The organism is Geodermatophilus sp. SYSU D00698 (genome assembly GCF_054050335.1).
The window spans coordinates 61974-85656 of sequence record NZ_JBJGZD010000022.1; the positions used below are offsets into that span (position 1 = coordinate 61974).

Below are 23683 nucleotides of genomic sequence, written 5' to 3' on the forward strand. Positions count from 1 at the left end.
GGGGCCACACTGTGGCTGTCCGGATCGCACCGCAGGTGTCACCACCGCACACCAGAGCCACCGCACACCGGAGCCACCGCACACCGGAGCCACCGCGTCGGCGGATCCGGGAGGAGGTGAGGACGAGGTGAGGACCTACGACCCCGCGGACGGCATCCTCTACGTCCACCTGGCACAGGACGCCGGCACTCCTCCGTCGCCACCGCCCTCCCCCGAGGAGTGCCGCCGGCTGCCCACCGGCTACGCGAACGTCTCCCTCCGGGCCCGGCTCGCCGGCACCCGGGCGACCGCGTCCCGTCCCGCGCTCGTCCTCCTCCCCGGAGGATCGGCAGCGGCCGCCGTCCCCGCCCCCGTCGCGGCGCCGCTGCGCCTGGCCCGGTAGCGGGAGCCGGCGGGTCGGTGGCAGGTCCGTACGTCCGGGTCGACCGCCTGGCCCACCGGGCTCGCGCCGAGGTCGGTGCCTTCGGCGGCGCTCACTCCGCCTGGAGCGGCAGTGGGCGCAGGCGCGGGTGCGGCCGGTTCCCCGGGCCGACGAGCTCCGGCTCGAGGAGGACCTCCAGGTCCGATCCGTCGGGGTCGATCTGCGCGACGGCCCGGTCGAGGTCGCCGTCCCCGGTCACGTACGTGAACAGGATGCGGCCGTCGGACGTCCAGGTCGGCTGGGTGGCCCGCTCCTCGCCGGGTCCGAAGTCCGTGACCGGGCGCCGCTCCGTGCCGTCCGGCCGGATGGTGAACAGGTTCGTCGGCTCGTCGGTGTCCTGCTCGCCGCCGATGTCGTGGTCGCCGAACACGATGAGGTCCTCGTCGGGGTGCCAGTCGACCCGCCCGAACGGGCCGACCTCGGTGATGTCCACCGGCGGGCTCCAGCCGCCCGTGCCGGACCGGCTCACCGCGACGGTGGCACCGTCCCAGACCTCGCCGGTGAAGTGGTCGACGTTCATGACCAGCGCGTCGCCGTCGGGCGACCAGCGGGGGAAGCTGTGCAGCCGGCCGTCGGCGAGCGCGAGTTCGCCGGCCACGGTGAGCTCGCCGGTGGCGACGTCGACGATCGCGAGGACGGACCGGGCGGGTGCTGTCTCGTTCGGGTCGCCGTCGTAGCCGACCATGGCGATGCGCGCACCGTCGCGGGACCACGCCGGGTTCTCCCAGTAGAGGTCCTCGAGACCGGCCGGGGAGGACCCGAGGAGCGGCCGCGGCTGCTCGCCCGCCACGTCCGTCAGCCAGACCCGGCCGCGGCCGTCCTCGGCCTCGACGTAGGCGATCTCGGAGCCGTCCGGCGACCAGTCGGGGTGCACCGTCTCCCCGTCGAGGATGGTGTGCACGCCGGAGCCACCGGGGCGCGCCAGCGTGAGACCGAGCTCGACGCCCTGGAACACGATCCACGGCTCGTCCGGGCCCACGGTCGGTGGCGCGCCGGTCGGCGACGGGCCTCCCGCGGCCCCGTCACCCGACCCGCACGCGGCCGAGGCGACCAGCACGGCGATCGCGACGGCACACCGGAGACGCCGGTGGAGCACGTGGCGATCGTCGCACCGGCACCTCCGCGGAAACAGGCCTGCGCACCCGGTGGTCCGAGGTCTCGCCCCCGGGCGAGCCCGGGGACGAAGTGCCCTGGAGCGGCGCGCCTCCGGAGGGCTTGGCTGGTCCCACGGGGGCCTGACACACCGGGAGCCGATCCGATGGTCACCACCCTGCCGGCCCTGACGCCGCTGGAGCAGAGCCTCCTCGTGACGCTCCGCTCCCGGGCGGCGGACGCCCGCTCGCCGCGTCCCGTCCTGGGGGACGCGCTGGCCGACGAGATCGTCCGGGAGCTCGGCCCGGACGCCACCCGGGTGCACGTCGACGCCAACCTGGTCACCAGCTGCGCGCTGCGCGCCAAGCGCCTCGACGAGATCGCGGCCGACTTCGTGCACCGCCACCCGGACGCCGTCGGGCTGGACCTGGGCGCCGGGCTGGACACCCGGTGGGCGCGGATCGCCCCGCCGCCCACCGTGGACTGGTTCGACGTCGACCTGCCCGCCGTCGTCGCCGTCCGGGACGCCGTCGTGCCCGCCCGCGCGCGGACCCGCACGATCGCCGCGGACGTGCGGGACGGGCACTGGCTGGACGCGGTCCCGGCCGGCCGTCCGGCGGTGGTCGTCGCCGACGGCCTGGTCGGGTTCCTCGACCGGAGCGAGGTGACCGCCCTGCTCGACCGGCTCACCGGCCACTTCCCCTCCGGGGAGATCGCCTTCAACAGCTACTCCCGCTTCGCCCTCCGGGCGACCCGGCTCGTGCCGGGCACCAGGGCCGTCTCCGGGCTCCTCCGGTTCCCCGGCATCGACGACCCGCAGGAACTCGAACGCTGGGACCCGCGCCTGCACCTGGTCCGGGAGATCCTGCTCAGCCGGGAGCCCGAGGTCGCCCTGTTCCCGCCGCTGCTGCGCCTGTACCACCGGCTCGCGTCGCACAGCACGGCCTGGTCCCGCCGGGGGACGGTCGTCCTGCACTACCGCTTCGAGCGCTGACGGGGCGCCGCCGCGGCCGGGGCGGCGGGCGCGAGGGCGCGGCCGACGCCGGCCAGGTCGTCCGCCGTCGTCAGCAGCCAGCCCCAGGTGTCGAGCACGCGCAGCGCGTCGTCCGGGGCCGCGGCGAGCTCCTCGCGGGGCACCGGGTCCACCCGCACGGCCGGCCGGGCCGGGAGCACCCGGCCGGCGCCGAGGGCGGCCGCCACCCCCTGGTAACCGGCGGCGACGTCCGCGGCCGCGGTCCGCAGCTGCGCGGCGAGCCGCGGCCAGGGTGGTGCCCCGGCAGCGGGGTACCGGGCCCGCAGGGTCCGGGCGTAGTGGTCGAGGCGGTGCACCACGCCGAGCACGGCCAGCCAGTCCACCCGGGCCCCGGGCCGGGCCGGTTCGGACCGGTACTGCGCGTAGGTGTGGTCGAGCAGCCCGGCCAGCCGGCCGAGCGCGGTCGGGGGCGCCGGCCCCGCCCCGGTCAGCTGGCCGACGACGGCCACGACCTCCGCCGCGCCCGCCCGCAGGCACTCCCCGGCGGCCCGGACAAGCTCCCCCCGCCCCCCGCGCGGCCACACCGCGGTGCCGATCAGGACGCCGACGAGCCCGCCGACGAGGACGTCCTCGAAGCGGACCTCGGCGATGCGCCAGTCCGCCGGCCCGACCTGGGCGAACAGCAGGGCGACGACGACGGTGAACCCGGCCTGCCCCGCCGCCACCCCGGAGAGCGGGCCGGCCGCCAGGCACACCACCATCACGACCGGCAGCGCCCACGCGTAGACAGCCGTGTCCCCGCCGACGAGGAACAGCGCCACCCCGCTGACCACGGCGCCGACGGCGGTGCCGGCCACCGCGCGGGCCAGCACCGAGCGGTCGCCGGCCGCACTGGTCCGCATGAGGCTCAGCGTCGCCAGCAGCACCCAGAAGCCGTGCGCGAGGTCGAGGACCCCGGCGACGGTGCGGGCCGCGGCGAGGCCGAGCGCCAGCCGCACCGCGTTCTGCAGGTACACCGACCGCGGTGTCAGGTGCGTGCGCAGCCGCTGCCACCACAGCCGGCGGGGAGAGGCGGTGAGGAACCAGAGGTCCGCGGGGACGTCCGCCGGATCGGCGACGAGGGCACCGACGGCGCCGCGGACGGTCAGCACCAGGCTCCGGGCGGCCTCCGCGACGGCGACGGCGCCCACACCGGCCCGCAGCGCCGGAGGGTCGACGGCGACCGCCGGCAGCTGCTGCCCGCGCCGGTCGCGGAAGGCGGCGAGCGCGGCCTCGAGCCGGCCGGTCGCCGGCGGCGGCCCGGCGCCGCGCAGGGCCTCCCCCGCATCGGCCACGGCGTCCCCGACCGCCGCCACGAGCTGCGCGGTCGCGGGGTGCACCTGCCCCCCGCCGGCGGGCCACGCGTCCGCGAGCGCGCCCAGGCGGCCGGCGACCACGCGGAGCGCCGCCGCGGCCCGCACCAGGCACCGGTCGCGCACGCCGGGCCCGAGCGGCCGTTCCGCGACCGGCAGCGCGCTCAGCCGCAGGGCGGCCGCGGCGTCCACCGCAGCGGCCCGCAGCGCGGACGACCCCGCCTCGCCGCCGTCCCGCAGCTCGCGGGCGAGCACCCCCGCGTACGCGGCCACCTGCCCCGCGGCGTCGGCCAGGCGGACGGCGGGGTCCACCGGCGCCGGGGCCGGCCACAGGACCCGGTCGGCGAGGGCGAGGAGCGCGATGCCGAGCCCGATCCCGAGCAGCCGCTGGCCGAGGGTGCCGGGTGCGTACGGCGGGAAGCACGGCAGCACGTAGAACAGCTGCAGCCCGCTGACCACGCCGGCCACGCGCGGCCCGCCGACGCCGGCGTAGGCGACGAGGAACCCCACGGCCAGCATGCCGAGGACCGCCGTCCACGTGGTGACCGCGAGCAGGGTGCCGAGGGTGACCAGCACGGCGCCGGCCACGAGGCTGGCGGCGTAGACCCGGGTCCGCTCCGCCGGCCGTCCCGTGACCTCGGAGAGGCCGCCCAGCGCGACCGCCGCGAACACCCCGTAGACGGCGGCGACCGGGGCGTCGAGCAGGTACCGGCAGGTGTAGAACGCCGCGCAGGAGGCGACGGTCACCCGGCCGGCCCGCCGGACGGCGGCCAGGGAGGGGTCGCGTCGCCGCAGCCGGGCCAGGGCCCGGCCGGCTGCTCCTCCGGCCGGCCGGGAGCCGGTCCCCGCGGTCATGTCCCGCCGCGCGTCGGGGACCGGTCCCGTCGCCGTACGCGCGCCAGCCCCTCGGCGAGGAGCGCACGCAGGACCTCCGGCCGCTCGTGGGGCAGCGCGTGCCCGGCGTCGTCGACGACGGCGAGCGGGGCGTGCGGGTGGACGTCCAGCAGCTCCACCGCGGCGGCGTACCCGACCGTGGAGCCCAGCCGCCCGGCCACGACCAGCGTCGGGCCCGGGTAGGGCGGCGCACCGTCCGGGGCGAGCTCCCGGCGGGCGCCGATCCGCTCCACCGCCGCCTCGTCGACGAGGGCCGCAGCCGGGGCGACGGTGCGCTCGTACCGCTCGGGCATCTCCGGGGCCTGGACCACGAAGCAGCTCCGGAAGACGTCGTCGCCGATCCCGCCGGGCCCGGCGACGACGCGGTGCCCCGGGACGTCGCGCACGCCCGGCAGCAGCGGGCAGACCGGCGCGAGGCCCGCGACCTGCGCGGGGCACCGCGCGGCCGTCGCCCGGGCGAGGTGGCCGCCCGCCGAGTGGCCGACCAGCAGGTACCGCTCCCCGCCGGTCCCCTCGTCGGCGGAGGCGAGCAGCGCGCCGAGGACGTCGTCGGCGCTGCGCAGGGCCGCGGGAGCGGGCGTCCGGCCACCCCCGGGCAGGTCGGGGTGGACGCGCCGGAGGCCGGGGACGGCGGCGAGCAGCGGCTCGGAGCACGCCTCGGTCTCGCGGTGGTCGACCTCCGCGCCGTGCAGCACGAGCACGGGCCGCCCGGTCCCGTGCTCCACGCGGTGCACCGCCACCCGGGCAGCCCCCTACCGCGCGGCCGCGGCATCCACCGGGACCGGCGCCCCGTCCGGCCGGGCGCGCGCCGGCATCATCGGGCCGTCGCCGGCGGGGTCGAGCACGTCCTCCTCGAACCACGCGTAGCGGCCGGCGAGCACCCGCTGCGCGGCCGCGTACTGGCGGTCGTCGTCGTTGGCCCACAGCTCGCGGAACAGCCGGCCGGCCCGGCGGCGGGCCTGGCCGCAGAACAGGTCGGCCAGCTCGACCGCCTCCTGGCGGCGGTCGGGCCGCTCGCGGGCGAGGGTGTCGGCGTGCACGCAGGCGCAGGCGACGGCGTAGAGCTCGGCGCCGATGTCGACGATCCGCCCGAGCAGCCGGCCCTTGCGCTCCAGGCGCCCCTGGTGGCGGGCCATCGCGTAGAAGGTCGAGCGGGCGAGCTTGCGCGCGGAGCGCTCGGCCCAGCGCAGGTGCCCGGCCAGCTCGCCGAACTCGGCGAAGGCGCCGGGACGCCGGCCGGGGCCCGTGGCCAGCGCCGGGAACCACCGGGCGTAGAAGGCGCCCGCCCTCCCGGCGGCTCGCGCCTTGTCGGCCAGGCCGGAGTCGCCGAGCAGGCCGCCCGCGACCTGCAGGTGCTGGTCGACGGCCTCGCGGGCGATGAGCAGGTGCATGATCTCGGTGGAGCCCTCGAAGATCCGGTTGATGCGCATGTCGCGCAGCATCTGCTCGGCCGGCACCGGCTTCTCGCCGCGCCGGGCGAGGGACTCGGCGGTCTCGTAGGCGCGGCCGCCGCGGATCTGCACCATCTCGTCGACGGCGGTCCACCCGAGCTCGGAGCCGTAGAGCTTGGCGAGGGCGGCCTCGATGCGGATGTCGTTGCGCTTGTCGTCGGCGAGGCGGCTGGACACCTCGAGCACCGCCTCGAGTCCGAACGCGGTGCCCGCGAGCCACGCGAGCTTCTGCGCGATCGCGTCGTGCTCGCCGATCGGCCGGCCCCACTGCCGGCGCTCGGCCGACCACTCGCGCGCGATCTTCAGGGCGTACCGGGCCTCCGCCAGACAGAACGCCGGCAGCGACAGGCGGCCGGTGTTCAGCGTGGTGAGGGCGATCCGCAGCCCCCTCCCCTCGCCGCCGATGACGTCGCCCGCGGGGACGAGGACGTCGTCGAAGCGGGTCACCGAGTTCTCGATGCCCCGCAGCCCCATGAACGCGTTGCGGTGCTCGACCGTGACGCCCGGGCGGTCGGTGGGGCAGATGAAGGCGGTGATGCCGCCCCGGTGGCCCTCGGACGCGGGGACGACGGCCATCACCACGACGACGTCGGCGATGGCGCCGTTGGTCGCCCACAGCTTGGTGCCGGTGATCCGGTAGCCGGTGCCGTCGTCGGTCGGGACCGCCGTGGTGCTCATCCGGGCGGGGTCGGAGCCGACGTCGGGCTCGGTGAGCAGGAACGCCGAGACGGCGTCGCGGGCGAGCCGGGGCAGCCAGGTCCGCTTCTGCTCCTCAGAACCGAACAGGCGCAGCGGCTCGGGCAGGCCGATCGACTGGTGCGCCGACAGCAGCGTCGAGATCGACGAGTGCCAGGTGCCGGCCAGGGCCAGCGCCCGGTTGTAGTACACCTGGCTGAGCCCCAGTCCCCCGTACTCCTCGGGGATCTTCATGCCGAGGGCGCCCAGCTCCCCGAGGCCCCGGACCACGTCGGCGGGGATCCTCGCCTCCCGCTCGATCCGCTGGGGGTCGACGCGCTCGGTGAGGAAGGCGCGGAGGCGTTCGAGGAACGCCTCCCCCTTCGTCACCGCGGCCGGGTCGAGCTCCGGCTGCGGGTGGACCAGGTCCAGGCGGAGGTTGCCGAGGAACAGCTCCCGGCCGAACGACGGCCGGGTCCACGCGGCCTCGCGGCCGGCCTCGGCGACCTGCTTCGACTGCTCGTACGTGGGGTTCGACGCCATGGGGCAGCATCGCGCCGGTCCCCACGCCGGGACAACGGTCCCCGGCACGAGGACCGGCGCGATGCGGTCAGGCGCCGAGGGCCTCCTCCTGCCCGGACGACGTCCGCAGCGCGTCGGTCAGCAGCGCCACGAGCGCCTCGAGCTGCACGTCCGCCGACGAGGACACCTCCTCGTCGGAGCCGTCCAGCGCCCGGGCGGCGAGGCCCGCCTTGGTGTCGATCAGCTCGGCGATCCGCGCGTCGAGGGTCTGGGCGGCGATGATCCGCCACGCGGTGACCGGCTCGGTCTGGCCGATGCGGTGGCTGCGGTCGATCGCCTGGGTCTGCTCGGCGTCGGTCCACGACAGCTCGGCGAGCACGACGTTGGACGCGACCTGCAGGTTGAGCCCCACGCCCGCCGCGGTCAGCGAGCACACCGCGACGTGGACGTCGGGGTCGGTGACGAACGCGTCGACCTCCCGCTGCCGCGCCGTCGGCGTCTGGTCGCCCCGGATGGAGGAGAACCGCACGCCCTGCCGGGCGAAGGTCTCCTCGGCGGCGTCCATGACGTCGACGTGCTTGGCGAAGAAGACGACCTTGCCGGCGCTGCGGGCCAGCTGGGCGGCGTAGTCGGCGGCCAGCCCGGCCTTCGCCCGGCCGATCCGCCGCATCATGCCGAACACGTTCTCGCCGGTCGTGGTGGTGGCGTCCTTCAGCTCGGACCGGGCCACCCGGCGCACCAGGTCGGCGTCGATCCCCTCGACGACGCCGGAGGTCCGCGCCGCGAGCGCGGTCTCGTACTGCCGCACCATCCGGCGGACCAGCTCCTGCTCGGCCGCCCGGATCGAACGGCCGGCGGCGCCGTCCAGCTCGACCGGGAGGTCGGCGATGCGGCGGGCGGGGATGTCGGCGGCGACGTCGACCTTGCGGCGGCGCACGATCCCCAGGTCGATCACGCACTGCCGGGCGGCGGCGGAGAAGCCGCGGTCCGCGGGCGTCAGGCCGGTGTCCTCGAGCGCGTCCATCAGCTCGCCGAGCGGCTTGGCGTCGTCGATCCAGCCGAGGAACTGCCAGATGGCCCGGAAGTCCTCGATGTCGTTGATCAGCGGGGTGCCGGTGAGGGCCATCAGCAGCGGCCGCACGGTGCGCGACCGGATCCGCTCGGACAGCGCGAGGACGTGCTGCGAGCGCTGCGAGGTCTTGTTCTTGATGAAGTGCGCCTCGTCGACGACCATGCCGCGGAAGCCGAAGTCGCCGAGCCAGCCCACGTGGCGGTCGAGGACCTCGTAGTTGACGACGACGACGTCGGCGAAGCCGTCGACCGTCTCGCCGTCGCCCTGCACCACGGTGGCCGGGCGGTGCGGCGTCCAGCGGCCGGCCTCCCGCGCCCAGTTGGTCTTGACGACGTTGGGCACGACGACGAGCAGCGGATAGGCGTCGGCCGCCTCCGCGGCGAGCAGCGCCTGCGCGGTCTTCCCCAGGCCGGGCTCGTCGGCGAGCAGGAAGGTCCGGTGCCCGGCCGCGGCCGCGGCGACCAGCTGCCCCTGGTGCGGCATCAGCTCCAGCCCGGCCGGGGTGAAGCGGTCCGTCGGGAAGGGCAGGTCCATGCACGCCGGGGCCCCGCCGCCGGCGCGCTCGAAGGAGGTCAGCAGCGGGCCGAGCAGCTCCCAGCCGGCCAGGCGGCGCGGGCGCGGGGCGCGCGGGGCGGCGGCGGAGAAGTCCGGGGCGAGGAACGGGTTGGCCAGCTGCCGGGAGATGACCGACTGCGGCACGGCGCGGCGCTGGGGAGCGCCGGGCTCGTCCGGGACGTCGGCCGGCGCGGCCTCCTCGACGACCGGCTCGACACCGGCGGCCTTCTGCATCTCGCGCACGAGCGACCGGGCCGCGTCGGAGACGACGGCGTCCTCGCCGAGCAGCGCCAGCAGCCCGGCGTCGCGGACGGCGGTCGTCGCGAGGATGGTCGCCACGCCGTCCAGGCGCTTGAGCTGCTCGCTGCGGCGGCCGTCGCTGAGGCCCGTGTCCGCGCGGACGCGGGCGCGCTCGTCGCGCAGCAGCAGCGCGACGGCCTGGAACCGCGTGCGCACGGAGGGCGTCACGCGCCCGCGCCGGGCGGCCGCCTCCACGTCCCGGACGGTGCGGGCGAGCACCGCGACGACGTCGTCGTCACGGCGGCCCCGCCGCTGGTCGCGCGGGGCGCTGCGGCGAGCGCCTGACTGGCGCTGGCCTGGTCGAGCCAAGGATCCTCCTCTGCAGTGCCGGGCACGGTCGCCGCGGCAGCGTCGCGCACGGTCCCGCGGCCGGAGCGGGGACGCTCCGGACGGGGTCCGGTGCCCCGCGTCGGGCGGGGCGCCCGAGGGCGCCCGGGGACCGCGGACGGCGGCCCGGGAGCCCCGGCCGGCGGGAGGTCGCCGTCGGGCGACCCGCTCCGGTCCCGGGGGCGGGGCCTCCATGGTGTCAACACCCGGGGAGCCGCGCTGTTCCCGGGCCCTCCCCCGCCGGCCGGACGGGACCGGTCGTGGCCGAACCCCTGGTCCGACTGTGGCCCAGGTCACACCATGGCGGGATGACACAGCCGTCCCCCGCGGTACCCGGGTGGGCCGCCCGCGCGCTGTCCACCGTGTTCGACCCCTGCTGCCGGGAGAAGGGCATCTCCGTCGTCGACATGGGCCTGCTCCGGTCGGTCGACGTCCGCGACGGCCACGTCCGGGTCGAGCTGCTGCTCACCTCGGGCTGGTGCCCGTTCGCCGCCCGGGTGGTCAGCGACGTCGAGACGGCGATCCGGCGGCAGCCCGGCGTCGAGACCTGCGAGGTGGAGGTCGTCTGGGACGAGGCCTGGACGACCGACCGGCTCTCCCCCGCGGCCGCCCGCCGGCTGCGGTCCCTCCCCGACCCCGTCGCCGTCCCCGACCGCGACGCCTTCCTCACCGCCCACCGCTCCCGGCCGCTCGGCCCCAGCCCAGGAGGACGACCATGATCGGCGACGCATTCGTGTTCGACGGGGTCGCGCACCCGTTCAACTTCACGGCCAAGAACGCGTTCGGGTCACCGGGGCAGATGTTCGCCAACCACCTGTACGCCTTCCACACGACGCTGACCCCGGACGGCGAGCCGACGCTGTCGGCGGAGGAGTTCCTCCGGGAGTGGACGCCGGCCGACATCCGGCAGATGGTCTACGAGCAGTCCGACACAGACATGCTGGCCGCGATGCCGCTGCCGCTGACCGACCTGTTCCGCGACGGGCTCTCCCCGTGGGAGACGTGCGCGGAACTGGCGATGCGGGACCCGGACCGGACGGTGTTCTGGGGCTCGGTCAACCCGCTCGAGGGGCGCCGGGCGCTGGACCTGATGGAGCGCCAGGTCGGCGAGTTCGGCGCCAGGGCGTTCAAGTTCTACAACGTCCGCTACGACTACGGCTCCCCGTTCCCGTGGCGGATGGACGACCCGAGGGTCGCCTTCCCGGTGTTCGAGAAGGCCCAGGAGCTCGGGGTGAACCTCATCGGCGTGCACAAGGGCGTGCCGCTGGGGCCGCAGCCGGTCGAGGCGACCCAGACATGGGACATGGACGGCGCCGCGGCCGCCTTCCCGGACATCAACTTCGTGATCTTCCACGTCGGGCTGCCGTTCATCGACGAGACCTGCTGGCAGCTGATCCGCTGGCCCAACCTGTACGCCTCGCTGGCGGCGACGATCAACCTGATCGTGCGGGCGCCGCGCGGGTTCGCCGAGATCCTCGGCAAGCTGCTGTTCTGGTGCGGCGAGGACAAGATCGTGTACGGCTCGGAGGCGCCGATCTGGCAGCCGCAGTGGGCGCTGCGGGCCTTCATGGACTTCTCCATCCCGCAGGACCTGTGCGAGGGCTACGGCTATCCGCAGCTCACCGACGTCGCCAAGCGGAAGATCCTCGGCGAGAACCTGCTCCGCCTGCACGGGTTCGACGTGGAGGAGACGAAGGCACGGCTGGGCCGCCCCCAGCAGCACTGATCCGGGGTCGGGGACGGAGGACGATCCGGCCGGCGGCGTGGCGGGCAGCCGTGGCGGCTCGCCGTGCTCGAGGAGCGCGTGCGTGCGGGGCTCCTTGCCGCCGCCCCGTCCGGTGACCGTCCGTGCACGGCTCACGGCGGAGTGAGCGACTCGCCCGGGGACCCGGGAGACCACGCCGCGGAACTGGCAGGTGTCGTGCACCCGGCACCGGGACTTCGGCGACAGCGGACGCACGGTCCCCCTGGCGACCCCTGCGCGGACTGTCGATCCTCACGGCCTCAGATCCGAGGAGGTCCCCGTGAACCGCTCCGCGCTCGTGTCGTCGTTCCTCGCCGGCGCCCTGCTGCTGGCCGGCTGCTCGGGCGGAGCGGCCGGGACGGCCTCTCCGACCACCGGCAGCTCCGCGAGCCCCTCCGTCGAGGCGTCCGCGACCCCGCCGCCGGCACCGGCCGACGCGACCGACGAGGGCACCACCACCGACGGCACCACCACCGACGGCACCGCGGACGACGGCACCGCGGACGACGGCACCGCGGACGACGGCACCGCGGACGACGGCACCGCGGACGACGGCACCGCGGACGACGGCACCGCGGACGACGGCACCGCGGACGACGGCACCGCCGCGGGGACCTCGGCGCCCCAGGACCCCGGTGACGAGGGCACGGGCAACGGCCCGGGCAACGGGACCGAGGGCCTCCCCGGCTGGCCGATCGAGTCCACCCCGACGCACGGCGCCCGCCTCTGGGCCGCCTACGTCGCCGTGGGAGCGCCCGGCGACCCCGCGCTCCAGCAGGTCCTCGCCGACGTCCAGGAACTCTGGCCGGGCGCCGGCCTGGGCGAGCTGGCGTGTGACGAGGGGGCGGCAGAGGCGCTGGGCCGCGACCGGTCGGAGCACGCCGTCGCCGTGTACTTCCCCACCGAGCAGCACGTCACCGAGTTCCGCAGGCGCTGGGAGGCGCCGTTCGTCGGGGCCGTGCGGGTGACCACGCTCTGCGCGGACTGACGGCGGGCGCGGCGGGCGGTGGCCGGCCGGCAGCCGCGGGCCAGGCACGACGTCGAGGTGGCGCCGGGCCCGCACCGCACCTCCCGCACCCGCGGGCCGGCGCGCTGCCCCTGCGCTGCGGGGAGTGAGCGGTAACCCGTTGGCGGCCGAACCGTTGGTACCCCAACGTCCTACCCTGGCGGGGTGACCACGAGCCAGACGCCGCAGGCTCCCACCGGGTCCGAGGACCTGCGCGCCCTCGCCTCCGAGGACGTGCTCGCCCTCGACCGGCAGGTGTGCTTCGCGCTCTCGGTGGCCGCGCGCAACGTGGTCGCCGTGTACCGCCCCGTCCTGGAGCCGCTGGGCCTGACCCATCCGCAGTACCTGGTGATGCTCGCACTGTGGCAGCACGGGTCGCTGTCGGTGAAGCGGCTGTCGGGGCTGCTGCAGCTCGACCCCGGCACCCTCTCCCCCCTGCTCAAGCGGCTCGAGGCGGCCAGCCTGCTGCGCCGTGAGCGCGATCCCGCGGACCAGCGCAACCTGGCGCTCGCCCTGACCGAGGAGGGGCTGGCACTGCGCGCCCGGGCCGAGGCCATCCCGGCCGGCGTCGTCGAGCGTCTCGGCATGCCCCTCGAGGAGCTGGTGAGCCTGCACGGGGCCCTCACCCGGGTGATCGCCGCCTCGCAGGAGGCGCTGGCCGCCCGCGATCGAGCGTGAACCGCCCCGACTGTCGGGTCCGACACATGGTCCACCAATGCTTGGTGCCCCATGGAATCCAGGGGACGATGGAGGCGTGGCCGTCACCGAGCAGGAGCACACCACCCACATGACCCAGCCTCGCCCGACGTCCGGTGCACCGGCCGACCCCGTCGTCCGCCCCGCCCCCCACCGGTGGCTGTGGTACGCCCTCGGCGGCGGACTCCCCCGGCGCAACCGCGGCTGGGTCCTGTTCGACACGACGACGAGCACCTGGTGGGCGCGCCACGTCGTGCGCAGCCTCGTGCAGATGGCGGTCCCGATCGCCCTGGTCATGCTCCTGCTACCGGCCGGCTGGGGGCTGCGGCTGGCGGCGGCCGGCGGGGGCATCGCGCTGGGGATGGTCTACTCGCTGGCCTACATGGTGGAGGCGACCGAGAACCGCGTGGTCAAGGCCGGCTACCCGGTCGGCACCGCCGCCGCCCACCGCGAGGCCCGGTGGGAGGCGCGCGAGCAGCGCGACCGGCAGCGCCGCCAGGCCGCAGCGGCCCGGCGCGCCGCCCGCTACCGCGACCGGACGGGCCGCTAGGTGCGCAGCCGCCGGGTGCACTGACCGGCGGCACCGGTCGACGGCGGGTACCGCGGTGCTGGTGCCCGCCCCCTCGCCGGGAGCACACTGCCCTCCGTGGCTTCGGCACCGGCCACGTCGGCCGGGAGCGCACGCCGCCGGCTCCGGGAGGAGCCCCCGCGGCGCAGCCGTCCTCGTGCCCGTCCCGGGGACGTGCGGTGAGCGGCCGGCACCGCGACCCCGCGACCGGGTCCCCCCTCCGTCACCGCCGGGAGGACGTCGCCCCGGCACTCGCGGGCGCGGGGCGGACCACACCCGGCACCCTCGCCCACCTGATCGCCGTCCACGGACGCCGGCCGACGGTCGCGGCGATGGTGCTGGTCGCGATGGCCCTCCCCCTGGTCGGGCTGGTGTTCCTGCTGCGCAGCGACTTCGAGGGGCTGCACTGGACCGGGCCGGCGCTGCACTTCTCCGTCTTCCTGACCGTCGGGGCCGTGGCGGCCAGCCTGTCGCTGGTCGCCGGGGAGGCGGCCCGCCGGCGCGGGGACGCCCGCGTCCTGCTCCTGTCCCTGGCGTTCCTCGCGACCAGCGGCTTCATGGCGCTGCACGCCGTCGGCACCCAGCACGTGCTCACCCACGACGCGCTGCCCGGCTTCACCGTCGCCATCACGATCGGGCTGCTCGTCGCCGCCCCCTTCGCCGCGGCGTCGGCGCTGGTGGACGCTCGACCCCCGGCCGAGGCGTGGGTGGCGCGCCACCGGCAGGCGCTGCGCGGCGCCGTCCTCGGGGCGATCGTCGTCTGGGGGGTGTGGTCGGTGGCCGAGTGGCCGCCGCTGCAGCAGGTGAGCGCCGAGGGCGGGGAGCACGTCGCGCTCACGGCGGCCGCGGCGCTCGGCGCGCTCCTCTACCTGCTGGCGGCGGTCCGCCTCTGGTGGGTCAACCGGAGCCACTTCGGGTTGCTGCTCTTCAGCGTCGTGGCCTGCTACGGCCTGCTCGCGGAGGCCCTGGTGGGCGTGGCGCTGGCCGGCGAGCGCAAGTGGCACCCCGCCTGGTGGGTGTGGCACGCGCTGATCGTCATCGCCTACCTCCTGGTCTTCGCCGCCGCGCGGCGCGAGTGGCGCGACGAGCGCTTCCGCACCCTCTACCTGCCGACGACGCGCGAGCACCGCGGGGAGGTGTCCGTGCTGGTCGGCGACCTGGCGGGCTTCACCACCTTCACCGCCCGGCGCGACGCGGTGGAGGTCGCGGCCATGCTGCGGGCCTACTACGAGCGGGCCGCGCCGCTGATCTCCCGGAGGTTCGGCGGCGAGGTGGAGAAGTTCGCCGGCGACGGCGTGTTCGCCACGTTCAACCGCGCCGGGGACCAGCCCGACCACGCACTGCGCGCGGTGGAGGCGGCCGCGGCACTGCAGGCGGAGGTGGCGCGGATCCGCGCCGAGCACCCCGACTGGCCGGGGCTGCGGATCGGCGTCGAGAGCGGCCCGGTCGTGTTCAGCGAGATGGGCGGCAGCGGCTACCTGGTCTACCCCGCCGTCGGGGACACCGTGAACGTCGCGGCCCGGCTGCAGCAGCACGCCCCGGTCGGCGGCGTCCTGGTCGGCACCGGGACGCGCGACCAGCTGCCGGGCGCGGTCGACCTCGTGCCGGTGACGGGACTGCAGCTCAAGGGCAGGGACGCGGCGGTGGACGCCTACCTCGTGCAGCTCCCCCTGCGGACCTCCGCCGTCCCGGCCCCACGGCCCGGCGGCAGGCGCGGCGCCTCCTCGGCCCGGTCCTCGCACTGACCGGCCCGGACGGGCGGCCCGCCCGGCGTGGTCGAACCCGGTGCGGGACGGGGCGGTCCGCTGGCACGGTGCCTCCTGCACGGGGGAGGCGCAGGCGACGTGGCCGCGGCGAGAGGAGCCGACATGGGCACGAGGGAGGTGGCGCCCCGGGCGGCGCACGCGCTGGCGACGCTCCTCGGCACCGACGGGTTGCCCGTCCGGCTGCGGGCCTGGGACGGCAGCGAGACCGGCCCGGCGGGCGCACCGGTGGTCGTCGTCCACTCGCGGCGGGCGTTCCGCCGGGTCCTGTGGTCGCCGGTCCAGCTGGGCCTGGCCCGCGCCTACGTCGCCGGCGACATCGACGTCCCCGGCGACGTGTTCGCCACCCTCACCGCGCTGGGCGTGCTCGCGACGTGGGGACAGGGGGAACCGGCCCCGCCACTGCGCCCGTCCGCGCGCTGGGCGCTGCTGCGCACCGCCGCCCGGCTGGGCGCCGTCGGGCCGCCGCCGGCCCCGCCGGCGGAGGAGGCCCGCGTCGGCGGGACCGGGCTCCGCCACTCCCGCGGCCGGGACGCCGCCGCGATCGCCCACCACTACGACGTCGGCAACGACTTCTACGCCCTCGTCCTCGGGCCCACGCTGGTCTACTCGTGCGCGGTGTGGACCGACGAGTGCACCGGCCTGGACGCCGCCCAGGAGGCCAAGCTCGACCTGGTCTGCCGCAAGCTCGGGCTCCGGCCCGGGATGCGCGTGCTCGACGTGGGCTGCGGGTGGGGCGGCCTGGCGCTGCACGCCGCGCGCCGGTACGGCGCCGACGTCGTCGGGGTCACGCTGTCCGCCCAGCAGGCCGCCCTGGCGCGCGAGCGGGTCGCGGAGGCGGGCCTGGCCGGCCGGGTCGAGGTGCGGGTGCAGGACTACCGCGAGGTCACCGACGGGCCGTTCGACGCGATCGCCTCGATCGGGATGGCCGAGCACGTCGGCCGGCAGCAGATGCCCGGGTACGCCGCGCACCTGCGCGACCTGCTGCGCCCCGGCGGCCGGCTGCTCAACCACGCCATCGCCTGGCGCGACGGGCGGTGGCGGCCGGACCCGGACTCGTTCATCGCCCGCTACGTCTTCCCCGACGGGGAGCTGCTGGGCCTGGCGGAGACCGTCGGCGCGCTGGAGGACGCCGGCCTGGAGGTGCTCGACGTGGAGGCGCTGCGCCGGCACTACGCCCTGACCCTGCGCGCCTGGGTCGCCCGGCTGGAGCGGCACTGGGACGAGGCGGTGGCCGCCGCCGGCGAAGGGCGCGCCCGGGTGTGGCGGCTGTACATGGCGGCGTGTGCCCTGGCGTTCGATGCGGGCACCATGGGCGTCGACCAGGTGCTCGCCCAGCGGGCCGGCGGCGCGCCGCCCCCGCTGCGGCGCACCGCGTGGGTGTGACCGTCAGGCGACGTCCCGCGCCGGCGTCCCCGGTCCCGGCTCGGCGAGGATCCAGCCGGTGCGCCCGTGCAGCGGCGGGGTCTTGGTGCCGTCGGTGAACCAGACGACGACGCCGCCGTGCGCCCGGCAGCGCGAGCGCACCACCCGGACCCGGCCCCCGCGGGCGGTCTTGACCGGCCGGACCAGCGGGAGGCCGAAGTCGGTGCCGATGACGTCGCCGGTCAGGACCGGCTCCCCGGCGGACAGGTGGGACGTGGGGACGGTGGTCATCAGTGCCTCCGGGATGCTCTTCGAACGTGTGTTCGATGGTGCACCCGAGGGGTGACGTCGCGCCACCGGGTCCTCAGTCGGGCCGGATCCCGTTCCGCGTGACCCGGATCGTCGACGCGCTGCGGGTACGCCGGGTGGGCACCACCTCGCCGAGCTCGGCCAGCCGCTCGACCGCGGCGTCCTTGTCGACCTGCGTGCGCATCCCGCCGCCGGACCACTCGCAGTGCAGGTCGCCGGCCGGCCCGGAGCGGCCCCGCAGCCGCTCGCGGGCGAACTCCTTGTGGCGCCGCGCCTCGTTCTCCGCCGCCCGCCAGGCGTCGTAGTCGTGGACGGCCTCCACGTAGTCGGCGTCGGTGACCGTCAGCCGGGACTGGCGGGACACCGCGCCCTCCGTCTCGGGGTCCACCGGCGGCCCCCAGCACAGATCGAGGAACGGGCACCAGTCGCACATCCCGTCCACGCCGGGCCCGAACCCGTCGCGCGGGACGGCGTCGACGCCGTCCTCCTCCACGGTCGCGTAGACGTCGGTCAGCCACATGAGCGCCTCGGCGGTCAGCGCCGGGTCGTGGTCGGCCTCGAAGACGACGTCCTCGCCGGAGTCACGGGACAGGTAGCGGATCCGCAGGCCCTCGACGTCCTGCCCGTCCCCCGACGGCAGCCGCCGGTCGGCGGTCTGCCCGGTGCGCAGCAGCCACCCGTAGAGGGCCACCTGGAACCAGTGCCGGACCGGCACGCCGCGGGTGAGGACCCGCTCGAAGCCGAACCGCGACGTCGTCTTGAGGTCCTCCACCACCGGCTCGTGCCACCAGTCGCAGCGGCCCTTGACCTGCTCGCCCCGCAGGCCCACCTCGGTCAGCCCGCCGTACTGGCGGCGCAGCGCCCGGAGCACCCCGCGGTGCAGCTCGGTGCCGATGAAGGCCTGCAGCCCGGCGCGGGCGTTGGTGGGGCGGCGGCGGGCGATCCGGTAGGCCGCCCGGCGGCGGCACTCGCCGACCTCGGAGGCGCCGATCATCCGCTGCCGGGAGCGGGCCCGGCGGCTGTCGAGGTCCCGGACCGCCGCGGCCAGGCTGGGCGCGGCCCGCCGCTCGGCGGCGCTGGCGCGCGCGGGCAGCACGGCGGTCACCGTCCCGCCCTCCGGAGGAGGCGGCGGAGCGGGGCCGGGTGGACCGGCCCCGCCCCGTCCCGCGGCTCAGGCGACGTCCGCACGACCGTCGTCGCCGTCCCGGCGCTCGGCGATGACCGCGCGCACCAGTGCGGTCAGCCGCTTGGTGGCCACGTGCTCGACGGACCGGCCGAACCGGGCGCCGATCTGCTCGTCGGTCACGCCCAGGCTCTCCAGACTGGCCAGCACGCCCCGGCGGGCCGCGGTGTTCCGCCGCTCCCGCGGGTCGTCCGGGGTCGGCGAGGACTCCAGCAGCGGGTTCGCCGGCGCGGCCTCCTCGGCGTCGGGCCGGGGCGCCGAGACGGCCGCCTGCGCGGCCGCCGCCGCGGCCTGGGCGGCCTGCAGCACCGCGGCGGGCGTCTGCGGGACCGACGGGTCGCCGGCCGCGACCCGGCGCCGGCCGGCGGGGTGGGCCTCCACCGACGCCTCGACCAGCTGCTCGTGCCGGGCGCGGATCAGCTCCGCGACCGTGTACGAGCCACCGGCGGTGGGGACGTCGGCCTGCAGCAGGCCGTTGCGGTTGGCCTCGGTCCAGACCGCGCGCAGCTCGTCGTCGTCGCGGGCGTCGTCGATCCGCGCGACCAGGTCGGCGGCGTCCGGCTCGCCCCGCCCGCCGGCCCGGGCGGCCGGGCGGGCCTGCTGCGCCTCCTCGGTGCGCTCGTGGTCGAGCAGCCCGCCGCCGTGGAAGGAGACGAGGTCACGCACGTGCGCGGTACCCGGGTCGCACTTGAGCGCGTCGAACACCAGCCACTCCAGCAGCCGGCCGGAGGCCTTCGGGTCGGTGACCTCGCGGGCCGGGTCGTCGTTGGGCTTGATGCCCACGTGCACGCTGCGCGCGCCGACGATCAGCGGCCGGCGGCCGCGGCGCAGCCGCATCCACACGCTCGCCGCGTACGGGAACTCCCGGTGGGTCTGCACCGACCAGGTCTTCTGCCCCTCGATCGGGCGGCCGTTGCTGTCGACCTCGGTGACCTCCTTGCCGCGGGCGGTCACGACGACGATCCCCGGGAAGGTGAGCAGCTCGGTCTGCAGCTTGCGCCAGCGGGCGCCGGCGTCGTTCCACAGGTTCTGGCTGATGGTCACCTCGGCGTTGGGGTCGCGCTTGAGCAGCTCGCGGTTGCGGGCGGACTTCGCGGCGCGCTCGCTGGCCCAGTCCTTGAGGCCGTCCCAGATCGCCGAGCCGGTGTCGATGCCGAGCACGACCGGGGGCTCGCCGGCGTCGGAGGCGCGGCGGGCCTCGGCCTTGACCGCCTGGACGGCGGCCAACACCGCGGCGTAGGAGCCGTCGTGCTCGATGAGCTGGTACCTCGCACCGGGGATCGCGCCGTACTCGTCACCGGCGCCCTCGTTGAGGTCGATCCAGTAGAGCGCGCCGATCCGGTCACTGCTGCTGAACTGGGCCAGCGCCCAGCTCTTTCCTGCCTTCTCCTCGCCCTCGAGGAGGATGCACGGCCACGGCACGCGGCCGGTGGGCTTGCGGGTCTTGAGGCCAGGGACGGCCATGTCGGACTCCTTGGATGACACGGGGAAGATGTCGATCCCGAACCTACGGAGGGGTACCGACAAAACGGCGTGTCGACTTGACACCCCGTCCCGGGAACCGCGTCAGTCCTGGTCCGGGCCGTCGTCGGAGGACACCCGGCCGCGCAGCCGGTGGGCGAGGGCGGTGTGCCGGCGCCCCGACCCGGCGGCCCGCACGGCCTGGGCCAGCGCCCGGGGCGAGCCGACCAGCACGACGAGCTGCTTGGCCCGGGTGACCGCGGTGTAGAGCAGGTTGCGCTGCAGCATCATCCAGGCGCTGGTGGTCAGCGGGACGACGACGCACGGGTACTCGCTGCCCTGCGAGCGGTGCACGGTGACCGCGTAGGCGTGCACCAGCTCGTCGAGCTCGGCGAAGTCGTACTCGATCGCCTCGTCCTCGTCGGTGACCACGGTGACCTTCTGGTCCACCGGGTCGATCGCGGTGACGACGCCCTGGGTGCCGTTGAAGACGCCGTTGCGGCCCTTGTCGTAGTCGTTGCGGACCTGGGTGACCTTGTCCCCGACGCGGAACACCCGCCCGCCGAAACGCTTCTCCGCGCGGTCGGGCCGCGCCGGGGTGAGCGCCTCCTGCAGCAGCTCGTTGAGGCCGGCGGCCCCGGCGGGGCCGCGGTGCACCGGGGTGAGCACCTGGACGTCGCGGCGCGGGTCGAGGCCGAACCGGGCCGGGATCCGCCGGGTGACGACGTCCACGGTGAGCCGGGCGGCCCCCTCGGCGTCGTCGGTGGGGAACAGGAAGAAGTCGTCGAGGCCCTGCACCTGCGGCGGGGTGCCGGCGTTGATCCGGTGGGCGTTGGCCACCACCCCGGACCGGCTGGCCTGCCGGAAGACCTGCGTCAGGCGCACGTGCGGCACCGGGGTGCCCTCGGCGAGCAGGTCGCGCAGCACCTCGCCGGCGCCGACCGACGGCAACTGGTCGACGTCGCCGACCAGGAGCAGGTGCGCGCCCGGCGGGACCGCCCGCACCAGCTTGTTGGCCAGCAGCAGGTCCAGCATCGAGGACTCGTCGACGACGACCAGGTCGGCGTCGAGCGGCCGGTCCCGGTCGTAGGCGGCGTCGCCGCCGGGGCGCAGCTCCAGCAGCCGGTGGACGGTCACCGCCTCGACCCCCGTCAGCTCGGTGAGCCGCTTCGCCGCCCGGCCGGTGGGCGCCGCCAGCACGATCCGCGCGCCCTTGGCCTTCGCGAGGGTGACGATCGAGCGCACCGTGAAGCTCTTGCCGCAGCCGGGCCCGCCGGTGAGGACGGCGAGCCGCTCGGTCAGGGCCAGCCGGACGGCGTCCCGCTGGCCGGGCGCGAGCTCGACCCCGGTGCGCCGGTGCAGCCAGGCCAGCGCGGCGTCCCAGTCGACGGTGGCGAAGGCCGGCATGCGGTCCTCGGCCGCGGTGGCCAGCCTCCGCAGCCCGGCGGCGAGGGAGACCTCGGCCCGGTGGAAGGGGACGAGGTAGTGGGCCACGGTGGGCGGGGCGCCGTGCGCGCCGGGCAGCTCGTCGCGGATCAGTCCCTGGTCGGCGACCAGCAGGGCCAGGCAGTGGCGCACCAGGTCGGCGGGGACCTGCAGCATCTCGACCGCGCGGGCCATGAGCTCCGGCTCGGGGAGGAAGCAGTGGCCCTGCCCGGTCGCCTCCGAGAGCACGAACTGCAGGCCGGCCTCCACCCGCTGGGTGCTGTCGTGCGGGATGCCGACCGCGGCGGCGATCGTGTCGGCGGTCTTGAAGCCGATGCCCCAGACCTCGGCGGCCAGGCGGTAGGGCTCCGTGCGGACGACGCCGATCGAGGCGCCGCCGTACTGCTTGTAGATGCGCACGGCGAGCGAGGTGGAGACCCCGACGCCCTGCAGGAAGACCATCACCTCCTTGATCGCCCGCTGCTCCTCCCAGGCCTCGGTGATCAGCCGGGTGCGCTTGGGGCCGAGCTTGGGCACCTCGGCCAGCCGGGCCGGCTGCTCCTCGATCACCCGCAGCGCGTCGGCCCCGAAGTGGTCGACGATCTGCGCCGCCAGGCGCGGGCCGATCCCCTTGACCAGCCCCGAGCCGAGGTAGCGCCGGATGCCCTGCACCGTGGCCGGCAGCACGGTCGTGTAGTCCTCGACCTGGAACTGGCGGCCGTACTGGGGGTGCGCGCCCCAGCGGCCGCGCAGCTGCAGCGTCTCCCCCGGCTGGGCGCCGAGCAGCGAGCCCACCACGGTGACCAGGTCACCTCCGCGCCCGGTGTCGACCCGGGCCACGGTGTAGCCGGTCTGGGCGTTCGCGAACGTGATCCGCTCCAGCGTCGCCTCCAGGACCGCCCCCGTCCGCGCCTCTGCCACTCGCCGTCCCCTCGGTGCTCCGCCGTCCTCCCCCGATCGTCACACCACCCGATGACGAAATCCGGGGAGCGCACGGAACTGTCGGACGGTGCTCGTAACCTCCGGACGCTCACCTGAGCGATGCACTGACAACACGGAGGACCGGATCATGGCCGGCGACACTGTCATCACCGTCGTCGGCAACCTGACCAGCGACCCCGAGCTGCGTTTCACGCCCTCGGGAGCGGCGGTTGCCGACTTCACCATCGCCTCGACCCCCCGCACCCTGGACCGCCAGACCCAGGAGTGGAAGGACGGCGACGCGCTCTTCCTGCGCTGCAGCTGCTGGCGCCAGATGGCCGAGAACGTCGCGGGGTCGCTGACCCGCGGCTCCCGGGTCATGGCGCAGGGGCGCCTCAAGCAGCGGTCCTTCGAGACCAAGGAGGGCGAGAAGCGCACCGTCATCGAGCTCGAGGTCGACGAGATCGGCCCGTCCCTGCGGTACGCGACGGCGACCGTCGCCAAGGTCGCCCGCTCCGGGGACGGTCCCGGTGGGGGTCCCGGTGGCGGACAGGCTCCCCGGGAGGTCCGCAACGGTGCCGGCCGGGGCAGCTCGCCCGATCCCTGGGCCGCGGCGCCGGTCGGCGGCTTCGCCGAGGAGGAGCCGCCGTTCTGACCGGGGCGGTCCGGCTCCACGGTCCCTGACCCCGGGGCCGGCACCGTCCCGGCGCCCGGCTCGCCCGGGCCCGCCGCCTCGAGCGCGGGCCCGGGCGGGCTCCGTCGACCACGTGCGGCTGTGATCCCGTCGGAGCGCCGACCGACACGGCCCGCACGGGGACCCGGCGCGCCGGGCACCGCCTAGCCTCGGACCCGTGGCGTTCACCGTTCCCGACGCCCACCTCCTCGCCCTGGCCGCCCACGAGGGGCAGACCGACGAGCACGGCCGGGACCTCTACCTGGCGCGCTTGCGACCGATCGCCGAGTCGCTGCGGCCGTACGGGCCGGAGGCGGAGATGGCAGGAGTGCTGCAGGACGTCGCCCGGACGACCGCGGACCATCCCGATCCCGCCCGCCGCTACGACCTGCCCCGGCTCCTCGCCCTGGGTGTCCCGGCGGTCGTCGTCGAGGCGATCGACGCCGTCACGCCCCGTCCGGGCGAGCCCTACATCGCCGGCCTCATCCGGCGGTGTGCGGCGCACCCGCTCGGCCGCCTGGTCAAGCTGGCCGAGAACCAGCACCTGCTCGCGGCCGCCGCCCAGCAGGCAGCCACCGACCCGGCCCGGGCGCGCAGCCTGCGGGAGGGCCGATACCGGCCCGCGCGGCGGATCCTGCTCGCGGCCGAGGCCGCGGACCCCGTCCACGGCCGGCGCGTCCTCGTCTGAGGACATCGGGGAGGGTTTCGTCAGGACGCAACAGCGAAGCCATGCAGCCACGCGGTCCTGCTCCGCACTCTTCTGGGGAATGCCGAAAGGGCCCCCACCGGGTGGTGGGGGCCCTTTCGGTGAAGAGTTGTCCGGCGGCGTCCTACTCTCCCACCCCGTCTCCGGGGCAGTACCATCGGCGCTGAGAGGCTTAGCTTCCGGGTTCGGAATGGATCCGGGCGTTTCCCTCTCGCCATGGCCGCCGTAA

The 23683-nt window shown here is 76.2% G+C and carries 20 protein-coding genes and 1 rRNA gene; 11 read left to right on the forward strand and 10 right to left on the reverse strand.

What is annotated here, in order from left to right:
* The first annotated feature begins 127 nt into the window (after nt 1-127).
* Entirely contained in the window at nt 128-382 is a 255-nt protein-coding gene (locus ACI8AB_RS18295) for a hypothetical protein (protein ID WP_456951287.1), read from the forward strand.
* 91 nt (nt 383-473) lie between these two features.
* On the opposite strand, the gene ACI8AB_RS18300 is transcribed toward ACI8AB_RS18295, so the two are convergent.
* Entirely contained in the window at nt 474-1376 is a 903-nt protein-coding gene (locus ACI8AB_RS18300; RefSeq protein ID WP_456951288.1) for a TolB family protein, read from the reverse strand.
* A 303-nt stretch (nt 1377-1679) separates the two neighbouring features.
* Between ACI8AB_RS18300 and ACI8AB_RS18305 the strand changes: the two genes are divergently transcribed.
* The gene (locus tag ACI8AB_RS18305; RefSeq protein ID WP_456951289.1) at nt 1680-2507 is read left to right on the forward strand and encodes a class I SAM-dependent methyltransferase; all 828 of its coding nucleotides are present in this window, start codon (nt 1680-1682) and stop codon (nt 2505-2507) included.
* Here the strand turns inward: ACI8AB_RS18305 and ACI8AB_RS18310 are convergent.
* From ACI8AB_RS18310 to ACI8AB_RS18325, 4 genes are all read right to left on the reverse strand, one after another.
* A complete protein-coding gene (locus tag ACI8AB_RS18310) occupies nt 2489-4693 on the reverse strand; it encodes an FUSC family protein (RefSeq protein ID WP_456951290.1) in 2205 nt (734 codons plus the stop codon). The genes ACI8AB_RS18305 and ACI8AB_RS18310 overlap by 19 nt on opposite strands.
* Nucleotides 4690-5457 (reverse strand): alpha/beta fold hydrolase, encoded by a 768-nt coding sequence (locus tag ACI8AB_RS18315; protein WP_456951291.1) that lies wholly within the window; start codon nt 5455-5457, stop codon nt 4690-4692. The genes ACI8AB_RS18310 and ACI8AB_RS18315 overlap by 4 nt, the downstream gene beginning before the upstream one ends.
* A 27-nt stretch (nt 5458-5484) precedes the next feature.
* Nucleotides 5485-7401, reverse strand: a complete 1917-nt coding sequence (locus ACI8AB_RS18320; RefSeq protein WP_456951292.1) for an acyl-CoA dehydrogenase family protein — start codon at nt 7399-7401, stop codon at nt 5485-5487.
* A gap of 67 nt (nt 7402-7468) precedes the next feature.
* On the reverse strand, nt 7469-9616 hold the full coding sequence (locus tag ACI8AB_RS18325; RefSeq protein WP_456951293.1) for a DEAD/DEAH box helicase: 2148 nt from the start codon (nt 9614-9616) through the stop codon (nt 7469-7471).
* Between the two features lie 326 nt (nt 9617-9942).
* Between ACI8AB_RS18325 and ACI8AB_RS18330 the strand changes: the two genes are divergently transcribed.
* The 7 genes from ACI8AB_RS18330 (at nt 9943) to ACI8AB_RS18360 (ending at nt 16797) form a co-directional block, all read left to right on the forward strand.
* A complete protein-coding gene (locus tag ACI8AB_RS18330; protein WP_456951294.1) occupies nt 9943-10353 on the forward strand; it encodes a metal-sulfur cluster assembly factor in 411 nt (136 codons plus the stop codon).
* Nucleotides 10350-11360: an amidohydrolase family protein gene (locus ACI8AB_RS18335; protein ID WP_456951295.1), complete on the forward strand. Its 1011-nt coding sequence runs from the start codon at nt 10350-10352 to the stop codon at nt 11358-11360. Before ACI8AB_RS18330 ends, ACI8AB_RS18335 begins: the two co-directional genes overlap by 4 nt.
* A gap of 298 nt (nt 11361-11658) precedes the next feature.
* Entirely contained in the window at nt 11659-12366 is a 708-nt protein-coding gene (locus tag ACI8AB_RS18340) for a hypothetical protein (protein WP_456951296.1), read from the forward strand.
* Between the two features lie 183 nt (nt 12367-12549).
* On the forward strand, nt 12550-13062 hold the full coding sequence (locus tag ACI8AB_RS18345; protein WP_456951297.1) for a MarR family winged helix-turn-helix transcriptional regulator: 513 nt from the start codon (nt 12550-12552) through the stop codon (nt 13060-13062).
* 76 nt (nt 13063-13138) lie between these two features.
* Nucleotides 13139-13630: a DUF5313 family protein gene (locus ACI8AB_RS18350; protein ID WP_456951298.1), complete on the forward strand. Its 492-nt coding sequence runs from the start codon at nt 13139-13141 to the stop codon at nt 13628-13630.
* Between the two features lie 197 nt (nt 13631-13827).
* Nucleotides 13828-15393 carry an adenylate/guanylate cyclase domain-containing protein gene (locus tag ACI8AB_RS18355; RefSeq protein ID WP_456951299.1) on the forward strand — a complete coding sequence of 522 codons (1566 nt, stop codon included), beginning with the start codon at nt 13828-13830 and terminating at the stop codon, nt 15391-15393.
* 123 nt (nt 15394-15516) lie between these two features.
* Nucleotides 15517-16797, forward strand: a complete 1281-nt coding sequence (locus tag ACI8AB_RS18360) for a class I SAM-dependent methyltransferase (RefSeq protein ID WP_456951300.1) — start codon at nt 15517-15519, stop codon at nt 16795-16797.
* A 3-nt stretch (nt 16798-16800) separates the two neighbouring features.
* On the opposite strand, the gene ACI8AB_RS18365 is transcribed toward ACI8AB_RS18360, so the two are convergent.
* The 4 genes from ACI8AB_RS18365 to recD2 all read right to left on the reverse strand — a co-directional run bounded on the left by ACI8AB_RS18365 (nt 16801) and on the right by recD2 (nt 22075).
* Entirely contained in the window at nt 16801-17067 is a 267-nt protein-coding gene (locus ACI8AB_RS18365) for a hypothetical protein (RefSeq protein ID WP_456951301.1), read from the reverse strand.
* Nucleotides 17068-17140: 73 nt separating this feature from the next.
* Nucleotides 17141-18190, reverse strand: a complete 1050-nt coding sequence (locus ACI8AB_RS18370) for a PD-(D/E)XK nuclease family protein (protein WP_456951302.1) — start codon at nt 18188-18190, stop codon at nt 17141-17143.
* A gap of 66 nt (nt 18191-18256) precedes the next feature.
* Entirely contained in the window at nt 18257-19732 is a 1476-nt protein-coding gene (locus tag ACI8AB_RS18375) for a hypothetical protein (RefSeq protein WP_387989368.1), read from the reverse strand.
* Between the two features lie 102 nt (nt 19733-19834).
* Nucleotides 19835-22075 carry an SF1B family DNA helicase RecD2 gene (recD2, locus tag ACI8AB_RS18380; RefSeq protein ID WP_456951303.1) on the reverse strand — a complete coding sequence of 747 codons (2241 nt, stop codon included), beginning with the start codon at nt 22073-22075 and terminating at the stop codon, nt 19835-19837.
* 148 nt (nt 22076-22223) lie between these two features.
* On the opposite strand from recD2, the gene ACI8AB_RS18385 reads away from it, so the two are divergent.
* Both ACI8AB_RS18385 and ACI8AB_RS18390 read left to right on the forward strand, forming a co-directional pair.
* Nucleotides 22224-22730, forward strand: a complete 507-nt coding sequence (locus tag ACI8AB_RS18385; protein ID WP_456951304.1) for a single-stranded DNA-binding protein — start codon at nt 22224-22226, stop codon at nt 22728-22730.
* Nucleotides 22731-22926: 196 nt separating this feature from the next.
* Nucleotides 22927-23436, forward strand: a complete 510-nt coding sequence (locus ACI8AB_RS18390; RefSeq protein WP_456903642.1) for a phosphohydrolase — start codon at nt 22927-22929, stop codon at nt 23434-23436.
* A gap of 129 nt (nt 23437-23565) precedes the next feature.
* On the opposite strand, the gene rrf is transcribed toward ACI8AB_RS18390, so the two are convergent.
* Nucleotides 23566-23682, reverse strand: a 5S ribosomal RNA gene (rrf, locus tag ACI8AB_RS18395).
* Between the last annotated feature and the right edge of the window lies 1 nt (nt 23683).